The organism is Paraburkholderia fungorum (assembly GCF_046027215.1).
GTDB classification, from domain to species: Bacteria; Pseudomonadota; Gammaproteobacteria; order Burkholderiales; family Burkholderiaceae; genus Paraburkholderia; species Paraburkholderia fungorum_D.
In genome coordinates this window covers 568544-581986 of the sequence record NZ_JAQQEN010000001.1, presented here as the reverse complement: position 1 = coordinate 581986, position 13443 = coordinate 568544, and the positions used below count along the sequence as shown (strand labels likewise).

Below are 13443 nucleotides of genomic sequence, written 5' to 3'. Positions count from 1 at the left end.
GGCGCACATCTTGAAACAGACCTAGGGGTGTGCGTTCCGGTAAAATGCGCCGCATGAATATGTCGACCAGCCAGCCCGGCACGGAAATTGGGTTCACGTGGTCCATCCGCGTGTACTACGAAGATACCGACGCCGGCGGCATCGTGTTTTACGCGAACTACCTGAAGTTTTTTGAACGTGCGCGCACCGAATGGCTGCGCGCATGCGGCGTCGACCAGAACCGGCTTGCGGACGAAACGGGCACACTGTTCATCGTACGCAGCACCGCGGTCGACTATCGGGCCCCGGCCCGGCTCGACGACGTCGTCAAGATCGTGAGCCGGATCGAACGTCTTGGCCGTGCGTCGGTCGACTTCGCGCAGGAAGCGTGGTGTGGCGGCACGCTGCTTGCTACCGGTTCCATCCGGGTCGGCTGCGTGGAGCGCACCGCGCTGCGGCCGGCAGCGATTCCTCCGCCCGTGCTTGCCGCCTTGCGGCGCGGGCCGGACGCAAGCGGCGGCGGCATGTCAACGAACAACGTCTGAACCCCGTTGTTACGGGGCCAGTGAACTCGTATCGATCAAGCAACACAAAGCATGGTTCGGCTTGCTTCGTCGCCGATGCTTCCGTTTTGCTCACGGCAAGCTTCGAGTGACCTTGCAGCCGGACGCCCCCTTCCGGGACGTTAAAACGAACCTTTATGAACACTACACAAGATCTGTCGATCGTTTCTCTCGTACTTAATGCGAGCCTGCTGGCGCAGGCAGTCATGGCGCTGTTGCTGCTGTTGTCGCTGTTGTCGTGGACTTTCATCTTCCGCAAGTGGTTTGCGATCCGCCGGGCACGCGCGCAAACTGAACGCTTCGAACGCGATTTCTGGTCGGGTGGCGACCTGCAGGCGCTCTATCAAAGCGCCGCGAACAACCGCCATACAATCGGCGCGCTCGAACGGATTTTCGAGTCCGGCATGCGCGAATTTTTGAAGGGCAAGGAAAAGCGCCTGAACGATTCGGGCGCCATTCTCGACGGCGCACGCCGCGCCATGCGCGCCGCGTTCCAACGGGAAATGGACGTGCTTGAAGCGAATCTCGCGTTTCTCGCTTCGGTCGGCTCGGTCAGTCCGTATATCGGTCTGTTCGGTACGGTGTGGGGGATCATGAATGCGTTCCGCGGCCTCGCCAACGTGCAGCAGGCCACGCTTGCGAACGTCGCGCCGGGCATCGCCGAAGCGCTGACCGCCACCGCCATCGGCCTGTTCGCCGCGATTCCGGCCGTGGTTGCCTATAACCGCTACGCGCACGACATCGACCGTCTGGCGATCCGCTTCGAGACTTTCATCGAAGAGTTCTCGAACATTCTGCAGCGTCAGGCACAGTAAGGAGTCCACGATGGCAGGCTCTCGTTCCTCCAGCATGCGCGGCGGCCGTTCGCGCCGCGCGATGGCCGACATCAACGTCGTGCCGTACATCGATGTGATGCTCGTGCTGCTCGTGATCTTCATGGTGACCGCGCCGCTGGTTGCCCCGTCGATCGTCAATCTGCCGACCGTCGGCGGCGCCGCGCCGCAGCAGCAAACGCCGCCCGTGATCGTGAACATTCGCGCTGACGGCAACATGAGCGTCAAATACAAGGACGACGCCGGTGCGCAGCAGCAGGAAAACATGACGAAGGCCGACCTGAATGGCTTCATCGCCGACCGCGCGCAGTCACACCCTGACCAGCCGGTCGTGATCGCTGCCGACAAGACCGTGAAGTATGAAGTCGTGATGAACGTGATGTCCGAGCTGAAAGCCCGGGGCGTCAAGCGCGTTGGATTGCTCGTCAAATCACAATGATCCGCAAGAATTCCGAATACCCGCTTCAGCCTCCGCGTGAACGCGGCACCTGGCGAGCTTTTTTGTTCGCTCTGGTGATGCACGCGCTGCTCGGGTTCTTCCTGTACCACGGCATTCAGTGGCAAAACAGCACCCCCGAAGGCGCGGAAGCCGAACTGTGGACCGAAGTGCCGGACACGGCCATACCGCGTCCGCCACCGCCGCCGCCCGTCCCGGTGGCCCCTGCCCCGCCGCTGCCCGACGAGCAGGCCGACATCGCGTTGCAGGAAAAGAAACGCCAGCAACAGGAAGCCGCTCGTCAGGCGCAACTGGCTGAGCAGCAGCGTCAACAGAAGCTGCAGGCCCAGCAGGAAGCCGAGGCGAAACGTCAGCAACAACTGGCGGCCGATCAGGCAGCGCAGCTCGCCGCGCAGAAAGCCGCGGCCGCCAAGCAGAAGCAGCAACAACAGCAGCAGGCCGACAAGCTGAAACAGCAGCAACTGGCCGAGCAGCAGAAGCAGCAACAGTTGAAGGAACAGCAGCAGGAAGAGCAACAGAAGCAGGCGCAGGCTGACGCGCAGAAGAAGGCCGATGCGCAGAAAGCCGCGAAGGCCAAGGCGCAAGCCGATGCTGCCGCGCAGGCGAAAAAGCTGGACACGGAACGCCGCGCGCGGCTCGCGCAGATGCAAGGCATGGCCGGCGGCGAAGGCTCGACTGGCAATGGCCTTGCGAAGAGCGGCACGGGCAGTGGTTCGGGTGGCACGGCGGCATCAGCGGGTTACGCGGACAAGGTGCGACGCGCCGTGCGGCCGAACATCTCGTGGGGCGGCGAAACTGAAGGTCTCGAGACTGTGGTCTCAGTGCGCTGCTCGCCGACGGGCACACTGCTGAGCGCAACGATCTCGCACAGCAGCGGCAATCCGGCATGGGATGACGCAGCGCTGCGCGCTGTTCAGCGTTCCGACCCGATGCCTCAGGACGTCGACGGCAAGACGCCTGCAAGCTTCAAGATTACGTTACGCCCGGCAGGTTGATGCCAGTAGTTTGACAGTCAGTTGACAGCAGACGCGGCGCCCCGCCCAGCGTGGCGTGCCCGGGAACGAATCAGAAGTTTGCCGGTCTGTCTGCTGTCGTGAAGTGTTAGTAAACCGTTTTTGGGGAATCCATACAGCATGAGTTTGATGACCAAGCTAGGCCTGCGGACACTTGTAGCGTCGTGCCTGATCGCCGTTGGCGGTGCCGCCCACGCACAACTCAACGTCCTCGTGACAGGCGTCGGGTCCACCCAGTTTCCGATCGCAACGGCGAATTTTGCCAACGAGGCGAATTCCCCCCAGCAGGTCAGCACGATCGTGCGTCAGGATCTGCAGCGCAGCGGCAAGTTCACGAACATCGACGCGGGTTCCACGCCGATTTCCGAAACAGATTCCGTCGACCTCGGCAGCTGGAAGGCCAAGGGCGCCAACGCATTCGTGTCGGGTAGCGTGAACCGCCTGCCGAACGGCCAGTACGAAGTGCGCTTCAAGCTGTACGACACCGTCAAGGGCGAAAGCCTCGGCGGCCTCGTGCTGGTGAGCCCGGAAAGCGGCTTGCGCATGAGCGCGCACAAGGTTGCGGACTACATTTACGCGAAGCTGATGGGTGGGCGCGGCGTGTTCGCCACGCGCCTGTCGTACGTCATCAAGACGGGCGGCCGTTATCAGTTGCAGATTTCCGATTCGGATGGCCAGGACGCTCACATTGCGTTGTCGAGCCCCGAACCGATCATCTCGCCGGCATGGTCGCCTGACGGCACCAAGGTCGCCTACGTTTCATTCGAAAAGAAGAAGCCGATCGTCTACATCCACGATCTGCCTACGGGGCGCCGTGTGGTCGTGTCGGACCAGAAGGGCAACAACAGCGCGCCGGCGTGGTCGCCGGATGGCCGCACGCTGGCCGTCGCGCTCTCGCGCACGGGCAACACGCAGATTTTCGCCGTCAACGCGGACGGCAGCGGCCTGCGACGACTGACGCAGGGCAGCTCGATCGATACTGAGCCGTGCTTCTCTCCTGACGGCCAGTCGATCTATTTCACCAGCGACCGCGGCGGTCAACCGCAGATCTACAAGATGTCGGCCCAGGGCGAAAACGCCGGCGCAGCGCAGCGCGTGACCTTCACGGGCAGCTACAACACCAGCCCGCGCGTGAGTCCGGACGGCAAGCAGCTCGCCTATATCTCGCGCGTCGGCGGCGGCTTCAAGCTCTATATCCAGGACCTGCAGGGCAATACAGCCACGGGCCTGACGGACACCACACATGACGAATCGCCGAGCTTCGCGGCGAACGGTCAGTACATTCTTTACGCCACAGAGGTGAACGGCCGTGGCGTGTTGGCCGCAGTATCGACCGATGGTCGCACTCGGCAGGTCCTGTCCGTTCAGGGCGGCAGCGTACGCGAGCCGTCCTGGGGCCCGTTTATGCAATAACGTTGATGCAATAACACAAGGAGAGTAACAAAATGATGTCCAAACTTCGTTTCGCTTTTGCTGTATTGATGCTGGGCGCGCTGGCCGCATGTCACTCGGGCGTCAAGCTCGACGAAAACGCCAACAAGGGTGGTGCAGTGTCGACGCAACCGAACCCGACCGATGTCGCGCAGGTCAATGTCGATCCGCTGAACGATCCGAACAGCCCGCTCGCCAAGCGCAGCATCTATTTCGACTTCGACAGCTACTCGGTCAAGGACGACTATCAATCGCTGCTGCAACAACACGCGCAATACCTGAAGAGCCATCCGCAACGCCACGTCCTGATCCAGGGCAACACCGACGAACGCGGCACCAGCGAGTACAACCTGGCACTCGGCCAGAAGCGTGCTGAAGCTGTGCGCCGTTCGCTATCGCTGATGGGCGTGACGGACTCGCAAATGGAAGCCGTGAGCCTCGGCAAGGAAAAGCCGCAAGCTACCGGTCATGACGAAGCGTCGTGGGCACAAAACCGCCGCGCCGACCTCGTGTACCAACAGTAAGTAACGGGTGATGAGCCGAATGACGCATCGTTTCTCCTGGCTGCGGTTTGCCGCAGCGGCCTGTGTCGCAGGTACGGCCTTCGCGGCTGTGCCCGCGCACGCGGGTATCTTCGACGACGATCAGGCCCGTCAGGCCATTCTCGATCTGCGTTCGAAGACCGATAGCCTGTCGAGTCAGTTGTCGGCAGCGCAGCGCACGATCCTCGACCAGTCCAACCGTCTCGACCAGATGAATCAGCAGGTCGCAACGTTGCGTGGGCAGAACGAAGATATGGCCAACCAGCTCGCCACGCTGCAAAAGCAGCAGAAGGACTACTACACGGATCTGGACACGCGTCTCAAGAAGTTCGAGCCGCAGCAGCAGACCGTGGACGGCGTTCAGGGCGAGGTACAGCCGGGTGAGACCGATTCGTTCAACGCGGCTTCGCAGCAGTTCCGCAACGGCGACTTCAAGAATGCGGCGGCGTCGTTCCGCACCTTCATCTCCAGGTTCCCGAACAGCCCCTATCAGCCGACCGCGCAGTACTGGCTCGGCAACGCGCTCTATGCACTGCGCGACTACAAAGGCTCGACGGCGACCTGGCAAGGTGTGGTGAAGAATTACCCGCAGCATCCGCGTGCGCCGGAAGCGCTGCTGGCAATCGCGAACAATCAGCTCGAGCAAGGTCAGAAGGCTGCGGCCAAGAAGACGCTCGAGCAGATCGTCGCGCAGTACGGCGGCTCGGATGTCGCGCAATCGGCTCAGAGCAAGCTGTCGCAGATCAAATAGTTGGTTGGGGTCTAGCGGTTAGCGGTAACGCGTAGTGTCCGATTTCAAAAGTCACGCGCGCCTCTCGCTGGAAATCCCGGGTAGCGGTACGCCGGGCTTTTCACTACCCGAAGCGTAAAGACCCCGGATGTCGCCATGCCTTGACAGCGGTTATGGGCTATCGCTATAATCTCGCTTCTCTTTTGGGTCGTTAGCTCAGCTGGTAGAGCAGCGGACTTTTAATCCGTTGGTCACAGGTTCGAATCCCGTACGGCCTACCAAAGATTCCTGTAGTAAATCAAAGGGCCTGCGCAAGCAGGCCTTTTGATTTTGTACTTCAGGTGCCCGTGGGAGGCAGATCGGGAGGCAGCACTGGCTGCGGTCCACTTCGGTCGACCCGCAGCACGCTCCCGTTGACTGCGCCTCACTGCTGCCGGATGCGGACACTGTTTCCGGTGATCCGCGCTCCGGTCCGTTGAGTATCCGGCCCACCGACACCCGGTCAATTGCCGCCACGACGTCACGAGGTGCGTGCTGTTCGGTGTGGTGACCGGTCGCGAAGCCGCGAATAAAATCCAGGCTACACGTTGCTCCACTCACTAACGGAGCAGCTCATGAGCCGTTACCACGCGTATCCCGTCCGTCGTCCTGTCTGGGACTTTTACAGACAAAAACCATCCTTCCGGCCCCGCATCCTTCCGCTGCGCCCAGCCATAGCTTCCGTAACGTCCTCCGGCCGCATCACGCGCGCGGGTGTCAACAGCGCATCACCACATCTTGTCGGCTTCTCAATCATTGTTCGTGTCCTATGTAGACGCGCCGACGCATTACGAGACCGACGGCTCAAGTCTGATACCTGCCGCTTCATCGTTGACGGTTCGAGCGGCGGCAACGTGTCGACTACAGAAGTTCCGCTATCGCGCGAATCCCTCGCTGCTGGGCCGACCTCGTACTTCCCGGTTCGGCCAAGTGCCGTTCGTAACTGCAGTTTGAACGGCCGCTGCTCGCTCCGCAGCGGACAGACGTGATACCACCTGCGACGTATCAAAGTCGATTCTCACCGTACATAGGCCGTCTCCGCTGAACGGGTCGGGCACCGACGTTCAATATGCTCGGCGACGGTTTGTGTGCCGTGCTCGATCGCACACGTCCCGAAGAGACGTTGGTGCGCTTCAGCACTCACCATCACGCGATTTTCGCGAGCTGCGCGGGGGCAGCGGCGTTGTTCGACATCGATTCGCGCACGCAGCGCGCGAACTCCAGTGCCGTCGGCGCCACCGTCGCGGGCAATCGCAGGCAGATCGCGAACGGCGGTAGAGCGGGCAAGCCCGCTGCGTGCGGCGCAAGCGTTTCCAGGTCGGCCGGTACCGTCGAGGCTAGCCAGGTCGTGATCGCGAGGCCCGCGCGCACTGTTGCGGCAGTCGCTTCGATGTTGCCGCTCTCAAACACCGTGCGCCACGGAATGTCCTTGTCCGCGAGCGCGCCGAGCACCACTGGACGGAATGCGCAGCGTTCGTCCACCATCGACAGCGGCAAGGGTCGCTTCTGCCAGGCATCGCTGCCTCGACCTTTCACCCATACCAACGGTTCGATGCGGACCACTTCGCCCTCGGCTTCGCTCGCGACATATTCGACCAGTGACACGTCCACGCGGCCAGCATCCACCGCTTCGCCCAGTTCAGGCGATGCCGCGCACACAAGTGAAATTTCCACCTGTGGATGCATTTCGGCGAACGTTTTCATTGCAGGGGCGAGCGGTGACACGAGATCGTAGGGCACGCCGACGCGCAGGCTGCCGCGCAGTGACTCGCCGGTCATGTCGGCCCAGATTTCGTCGTTCAGCTGTAGCAGCTGGCGCGCCTTGACGAGAAACTGCTCGCCCTGGCGTGACAGTTCCAGCTTGCGTGTTTTACGCACGAACAGGACGCAGCCCAACAAGTCTTCGAGGCGTTTCACCTGTTGGCTGACGGCACCTTGCGTCATGTGCAGCAGATTCGCGGCGACCGTCATACTTCCGCTATCGGCGACGCTGACGAAGGTACGGATCAGATCGAGATCAAGGTTTCGGACCATCAACGCATTATGCCGCGTAATGCATCGGATCAACATTATTGGCTTTTCTGATGTATCCATGATCCGTAGAGTGCAGGTCTCGATCTCCCGCATGCGTACGAATGACTTCCTCCATCCTGCCGCTTCTCTTGTTCGTCGCCGTTGCGACTGTGACGCCCGGCGGCGCCACCACGCTCGCCACCGCGTCAGGAGCCCGCTTCGGCTTTATGCGCTCGATTCCGCTCATGCTCGGTATCGCGATGGGTCTCGCGTTGCTCGCCGCCGTGGCCGCGCTCGGGCTTGGCAGTCTGTTGCTCGCGATGCCTGCGCTGCAAACGGCCGTAAAGGCGCTCGGGTCCGCGTATCTGCTGTGGCTCGCGTGGCGCATCGCTCGAAACGGGCCGCCGAACGCGGGTAACGGCCCCGCCCGGCCGGTCACGCTCGTCAACGGTATCTTGCTGCTCTGGCTCAATCCAAAAAGCTGGGCGATGACGGTCGGCGCGGCGGCGTCCTTCGCGTTGCTCGCGAACCATCCGAACCGACTCGCGATGCTGCTCGGCGCGGCATTCGGCCTGGCCGCGTGTGGGTCGCTAGCGCTGTGGTGCGCGCTCGGTATGCTGCTTGCGCGGCTGTTTCGAACGCCTCGCCACTGGCGCATCCTGAATCTTGCGATGGGCGTACTGCTTGCCGTATCCGTCATCCCCACCTGGAGATAACCATGCCTGTCTATCCGTTTGCCGAATCGTTCGACCTCGAAGCCGCGTTCGGTGACGTGTCGGAATATTGGTCGCCAAAAATCGTCGCGCAGGTCAACGATCAATACGTGAAGGTCGCGAAAGTACGCGGCCAGCTCGTGTGGCATGACCATGCGCACGAGGATGAACTGTTCTTCGTCGTACGCGGGCACCTCAAGATCGAATACGAAGGCGGGCGCGTCGTCGATCTGCCCGCCGGTTCGATGCATGTGGTGCCGGCCGGCACGCTGCACAATCCGGTCGCCGACCACGAATGCTGGATCGTGCTGATTGAGCCCGTACAGACGAAGCACACTGGCGACGTCGAGTCGCCGCTAACGAGGACGGTCGAGGAGCAGTTACGTTAATCACACTGAGTTCGTGTCTCAGCTTCGACATGTCGGCTCCAAGCCAGTTTGCGACATTCACCCTGTTTGTCTGAACAGCCGCTTACAAGGCTGCTACGGCCGGTGGTCGTGAGCGACCGATCGCGATCCGACCTTCGTTGCCGCATCCCTCCTTGACCTTCCTGGGACAACTGCACCGGGATGGCAAGCCTCGGCTCGCCGCAAACGTGCACAAGTCGTGGCGGCAATGACACGGGCGAGGCCGCGCTAGCCAACCAAATTCAGTTATCCCGATCAGCGGAAAACGCTACGTCTTTCTGGGCCTCCAGGAAGCGTAGCCGCTCGGCCAGCGCCTGGCTGATCGAAGCGTACGCGGTGCTGCCCAGAGTAAGCCGCAAAGGCGGGCCGTCAGCATCTACCGCGTCAATCATTGCTTTGACCGTTTTGACGGCATCGCCCTTGATTGCGAAGGCGCCAGAAGATACCGCCCTGCGTACTTCACCGGCTGGTGTGTCGTCATAGCAAACCATAGGTTGCGCGTGATCCAGTCCCTGGCCGAAGTTGGTTGCGGTTGGGCCCGGTTCAACAATCAGGCAATCAATGCCGAACGGAGCGACCTCCTTCGCGACAGATTCGACAAAACCTTCGATCCCCCACTTGGTGGCGTGGTAGAGGCTGAAGTTTGGATAGGCGATTTGTCCGCCCTCCGATGAGACCTGGACGATCCGCCCGCCACCTTGCTTGCGAAGGTATGGCAGGACTGTACGGATGAGCTGGATCGAGCCCGTCAGGTTGGTGGCGATCTGCCGTTCGATCTGCGTGTCGCTCACCTCCTCTGCGGCGCCGAAGAGGCCATAGGCGGCATTGCTGACCACCACGTCGATGCGCTTCATGTATTCGAAGGCATTCGCCACGGCAGTTCTGATTGACTGGACGTCCGTTACGTCGAGGGTGAGGACGCACAGGCGATCACCGTATTGTGCGAGCAATTCGTCGAGTGCTCCGGGTCGCCCAAGGTAGCCGCCACCCGGTCGCCGCGTGCCAGCAAACGTTCGGTGAGAACCCGGCCGAGGCCGGTAGATGTTCCCGTAATGAACCAGCTCTTGGGCATGGTGTGCATCCTGTGAAGAGCAAAAAAAGCGCGGGGTATGCGACGGATGCTATGGCATTATCATTGTTGCGACAATTACCAACTAATTGCACGATAAGGTGAAAAATAGCCACCAATGAGCAAGCCGACTCTGAATGATCTAAGAGCGTTTATGGCCGTTGCCGAGCACCGTAGCTTCCGGCGTGCTGCCGATCTGCTCGGGATCACCCGCTCCACGCTTAGCCACGCAATGCGGGGGTTGGAAGACAGTTTAGGCACCCGTCTGCTGCACCGGACGACACGCAGCGTGTCGCTGACCGAGGCGGGCGAGCGCCTGTTAGGGCGTCTTGGTCCGCTAGTCGACGATCTCGATGCGACATTGGAGGAAGTCGCTAGCGCGCAAGGACATCCTTTGGGTACGCTGCGGATCAATGGCAGCGAAAATGCCATTCGCTTGCTGCTTCAGACCGTTGTGCCGGAATTCCTCGCGCGCTATCCCGGTGTAGAGCTTGACCTTGTAGCTGAGGGAAGACTCGTGGACATTGTTGAACAGGGCTTCGACGCGGGCGTGAGGCTAGGCGAAGCCGTGCCCAAGGACATGGTCGCGGTTCGTCTTGGACCTGAGATGCGCTTTCTGGCGGTCGCTTCTCCGGAATATCTGGCGATTCATCCAGCGCCGAAAGTCCCTGATGCGCTGCTCCAGCATCAATGCATCCGGCAACGTCTCCCCAGTGGCAAACGCTATCGCTGGGAGTTTCTCAAGCGAAGGCAGGAGGTGGCGATCGACGTACCTGGAGCCCTGACACTGGACAACAATCAGTTGATGGTAGAGGCAGCGATAGACGGCTTGGGCATCGCCTATGTCCCGGAACCCTATGCCCGTGTGGCGTTAAGCGACGGGCACCTGATTGCGGTGTTGGAGGATTGGTGTCCGCTGATCCCTGGCCTGTTCCTTTACTTCAATGGCACCCGTCATATGCCGACGAGTTTGCGAGCGTTCATCGACATGGTTCGGGCGGTTGCCTGATGTGCGGTTGCTTCATTCACAACGGACGTTCACGCGGAGTCGGCCAATGTCTGCTCGGGGTCGAAGGACCTGAGTCTTTCGTCGTCGGGCTCAGGACACCTACAGACGTTGGTCCACGCTTTCATGCTGACGTTCGACCGTCAGCACCGACCCAGATAGCGGACGAACTATATGGCGTAGTTTCAGGGAAGCGATCTGCATCTCGCGTCTGGAGCCTTTTGGCGGCGCGCAGATGCGATCCAACATTTCCAGGTTCATCTCTTTGCCGGGAAGGCGTGGCGGCGACCGAACCAGACCACCAGGAATGTGGGCACGAGCAGAAGAGCAATTACGCCTGGCAGGTAACGAGCGCCAAGCGTCGTAAGCATCGCGCCACCGACCAGGCCGCCGCCTGCAATCGCTATATTCCAGGAAGTGACGAATATCGACTGTGCGACATCGGCGGCCTCGCCAGCAGCGTTTGCGGATGCATTCTGATACAGCGTTCCGGCACCCCCGAAGCTAAGCCCCCACGCTGCGATGCTCGCATAAACTACGAAAGGAGACGCTTGCCAGAAGAACATTGCTGCGGAGGCGAGGCAGAACATAGCGACGCTCGCAAGGACGAGTTCTCGCAGCCATTGGTCAACGAGGACTCCGATAATCCAGATGCCGACAAGAGCGCTCACGCCGAAGACGAACAATGCTGTATGCACGCCGCCCGACATGCCTGACGAGACCAGGAACGGCGAGATGTAGGTATAGATGACGTTGTGGGACATCGCATACGCGAGCGTGACGATCAGCACGGATTTCACCCCCGGAATGCTAAACACTTGGCCGACGGACAGGTGGCGACTTGCGGCGAGGCCCGGAAAGTCGGGTACACCAAAGCGAACCCACGCCAGCAACAGAACGGTCAGGGCGCTCATGACACCGAAGGCGGAGCGCCAGCCAAGAGCCTGTCCGAGGACGGTGCCGAGCGGGATACCAAGCGACAGTGCGATTGGTGCGCCTACCATCGCGATGGCGATGGCGCGGCCGCGCAGATGTTCGGGGGCCATGCGGCTGGCGTGACCCGCAACAAGAGCCCAAAGCAGGCCCGCGAAGACTCCGGCGAAGAATCGCGCTGTGAGTGTAATCGCGTAGTTCGTCGACAGGGCCGTCACAGTATTCAGCACAAAGAAGCCACCGATGGCCAGCAGCAGCACGGACCTTCTACGCCATCCGCGCGTCATGGCCGTCAAGGGGATCGCTGCGATTATCGAGCCAATCGCATATGCAGTGACGAGCTGCCCAGTCAGCGCTTCCGAAACATTTAAATCTGCACCGATCTGTGGCAACAATCCAGCCGGCATTGCCTCAGTCATCATTCCAATGAAGCAGGCTGTGGCCAATGCAAGCAATCCCAATATTGGGAGTTTTGTTGATACGTCTATTTCAGCTAAAGCGGCAGGCGTCGCCATTCTGTTCTCTTACGTGCGTAGGTTAAGAAGCCGATACTTCCGCGCGCTCGACCGAATAGGCGGGGAAGTCCGTGTAGCCCACTTCACCGCGCCGGGTGTAGAAGGTCGATGGGTCGGCTTCGTCCAGGGGCCAGCCGTGCTTAAGACGCTCAGCAAGATCAGGGTTTGCGATGTATGGTCTGCCCAAGGCGATCAGGTCCACTAGCCCGGTGTCGAGCGCAGCCTGAGCGCTCTCGCGGTTCGTGAAGCCGCCGCACCAGATGATTGCGCCAGGAAAAGCGTCGCGAACCCTGGCGAGCAAAGCGTGGTCGATGTGTCGTTCTTTGAACTCGCTGCTCTCCATGTTTCCCGCAGGCATTAGCTGGTAGACCAGATGCATGTAGGCGACGCCGCGACGACCCAATTGCTCGCAAACGTACAGCAACGTTTCCTCGGCAAGAGGGTCCGCCGGCATGGAGTTGTACTTGCCGAACGGCGACAGGCGAACGCCAACGCGCCCCGGACCCCATTCACGCACCGCCGCTTCAACGACTTCCACCAGGAAACGCGTACGATCTTCTACGCTAAGTCCGCCGTAGCGATCAGTGCGGGTATTGAGCACCGAGTTCATAAACTGGTCGAACAGATAGCCGTTGGCTCCGTGGATTTCGACACCATCGAAGCCGGCCTCCCGGGCATTGGCGAAGGCGTGGGAAAAGGTGTCGACCAAAGCCGATACTTCATCGGTGCGGAGGCGTCTTGGCGTGCCTGCACGAATAAAGCCCAATTTGCCGTCGGCATCGTGGGCAAACACATCGGAATGCTCAGCCCTTTCACCGCTTACGCCCCAAGGGGCCTCGCCATTTGGCATGAGCGACGGATGAGCCATCCTGCCGACATGCCATATCTGCAAAAATATCGTGCCGCCATTGCGGTGAACTGTATCGGTCACCAAACGCCAGCCCTGTCGCTGTGCTTCTGTGTAGATGCCGGGCGTCAACGCGTAGCCTTTGCTGGATGGCGCGACGTCGGTTGCCTCGGTCACGATCAGGCCGGCACTGGCCCTCTGCCCATAATAGATACCCATCAGCTCGTTGGGGACATCGCGATCGGACGTCCGCGTGCGGGTCATGGGCGCCATGACAATGCGGTTTTTCAGCGGAACGATGCCGCCAAGGACTTGAGATTCGAACAGATTTACCATATATCCACCTTCAGTCG

15 protein-coding genes and 1 tRNA gene are annotated in these 13443 nt (G+C 60.8%); 11 read left to right on the top strand and 5 right to left on the bottom strand.

Annotated elements, in window-relative coordinates:
* Positions 1–44 precede the first annotated feature (44 nt).
* The 8 genes from ybgC (at position 45) to PQR27_RS02545 (ending at position 5829) form a co-directional block, all read left to right on the top strand.
* Positions 45–524 carry a tol-pal system-associated acyl-CoA thioesterase gene (gene ybgC, locus PQR27_RS02580; RefSeq protein ID WP_408522162.1) on the top strand — a complete coding sequence of 160 codons (480 nt, stop codon included), beginning with the start codon at positions 45–47 and terminating at the stop codon, positions 522–524.
* Between the two features lie 155 nt (positions 525–679).
* Positions 680–1357 (top strand): protein TolQ, encoded by a 678-nt coding sequence (gene tolQ, locus PQR27_RS02575; protein WP_012431821.1) that lies wholly within the window; start codon positions 680–682, stop codon positions 1355–1357.
* Between the two features lie 10 nt (positions 1358–1367).
* Positions 1368–1814 (top strand): protein TolR, encoded by a 447-nt coding sequence (gene tolR / locus PQR27_RS02570; protein ID WP_408522161.1) that lies wholly within the window; start codon positions 1368–1370, stop codon positions 1812–1814.
* Positions 1811–2827, top strand: a complete 1017-nt coding sequence (tolA, locus tag PQR27_RS02565; RefSeq protein WP_408522160.1) for a cell envelope integrity protein TolA — start codon at positions 1811–1813, stop codon at positions 2825–2827. Before tolR ends, tolA begins: the two co-directional genes overlap by 4 nt.
* A 138-nt stretch (positions 2828–2965) precedes the next feature.
* Positions 2966–4258 carry a Tol-Pal system beta propeller repeat protein TolB gene (tolB, locus tag PQR27_RS02560; RefSeq protein ID WP_408522159.1) on the top strand — a complete coding sequence of 431 codons (1293 nt, stop codon included), beginning with the start codon at positions 2966–2968 and terminating at the stop codon, positions 4256–4258.
* A gap of 32 nt (positions 4259–4290) precedes the next feature.
* The gene (gene pal / locus PQR27_RS02555) at positions 4291–4800 is read left to right on the top strand and encodes a peptidoglycan-associated lipoprotein Pal (RefSeq protein ID WP_408522158.1); all 510 of its coding nucleotides are present in this window, start codon (positions 4291–4293) and stop codon (positions 4798–4800) included.
* A 19-nt stretch (positions 4801–4819) separates the two neighbouring features.
* Positions 4820–5569: a tol-pal system protein YbgF gene (gene ybgF, locus PQR27_RS02550; RefSeq protein WP_408522157.1), complete on the top strand. Its 750-nt coding sequence runs from the start codon at positions 4820–4822 to the stop codon at positions 5567–5569.
* A gap of 184 nt (positions 5570–5753) precedes the next feature.
* Positions 5754–5829, top strand: a tRNA-Lys gene (locus tag PQR27_RS02545).
* Between the two features lie 904 nt (positions 5830–6733).
* On the opposite strand, the gene PQR27_RS02540 is transcribed toward PQR27_RS02545, so the two are convergent.
* The gene (locus PQR27_RS02540) at positions 6734–7621 is read right to left on the bottom strand and encodes a LysR family transcriptional regulator (protein ID WP_408522156.1); all 888 of its coding nucleotides are present in this window, start codon (positions 7619–7621) and stop codon (positions 6734–6736) included.
* A gap of 101 nt (positions 7622–7722) precedes the next feature.
* Between PQR27_RS02540 and PQR27_RS02535 the strand changes: the two genes are divergently transcribed.
* On the top strand, positions 7723–8316 hold the full coding sequence (locus PQR27_RS02535; protein WP_408522155.1) for a LysE family translocator: 594 nt from the start codon (positions 7723–7725) through the stop codon (positions 8314–8316).
* A gap of 2 nt (positions 8317–8318) precedes the next feature.
* Positions 8319–8702 (top strand): cupin domain-containing protein, encoded by a 384-nt coding sequence (locus PQR27_RS02530; protein WP_408522154.1) that lies wholly within the window; start codon positions 8319–8321, stop codon positions 8700–8702.
* Between the two features lie 260 nt (positions 8703–8962).
* Here PQR27_RS02530 and PQR27_RS02525 read toward each other — a convergent pair whose 3' ends face one another.
* A complete protein-coding gene (locus PQR27_RS02525) occupies positions 8963–9670 on the bottom strand; it encodes an SDR family oxidoreductase (protein WP_408522153.1) in 708 nt (235 codons plus the stop codon).
* Entirely contained in the window at positions 9622–9792 is a 171-nt protein-coding gene (locus tag PQR27_RS02520) for a hypothetical protein (RefSeq protein WP_408525529.1), read from the bottom strand. The genes PQR27_RS02525 and PQR27_RS02520 overlap by 49 nt, the downstream gene beginning before the upstream one ends.
* Before the next feature lie 115 nt (positions 9793–9907).
* On the opposite strand from PQR27_RS02520, the gene PQR27_RS02515 reads away from it, so the two are divergent.
* The gene (locus PQR27_RS02515; protein ID WP_408522152.1) at positions 9908–10798 is read left to right on the top strand and encodes a LysR family transcriptional regulator; all 891 of its coding nucleotides are present in this window, start codon (positions 9908–9910) and stop codon (positions 10796–10798) included.
* A gap of 254 nt (positions 10799–11052) precedes the next feature.
* Here the strand turns inward: PQR27_RS02515 and PQR27_RS02510 are convergent, their stop codons facing one another.
* Both PQR27_RS02510 and PQR27_RS02505 read right to left on the bottom strand, forming a co-directional pair.
* Entirely contained in the window at positions 11053–12243 is a 1191-nt protein-coding gene (locus PQR27_RS02510) for an MFS transporter (protein ID WP_408522151.1), read from the bottom strand.
* A gap of 22 nt (positions 12244–12265) precedes the next feature.
* Positions 12266–13426, bottom strand: coding sequence for an alkene reductase (locus tag PQR27_RS02505; RefSeq protein ID WP_408522150.1), 1161 nt, complete (start codon positions 13424–13426; stop codon positions 12266–12268).
* Positions 13427–13443: the final 17 nt, after the last annotated feature.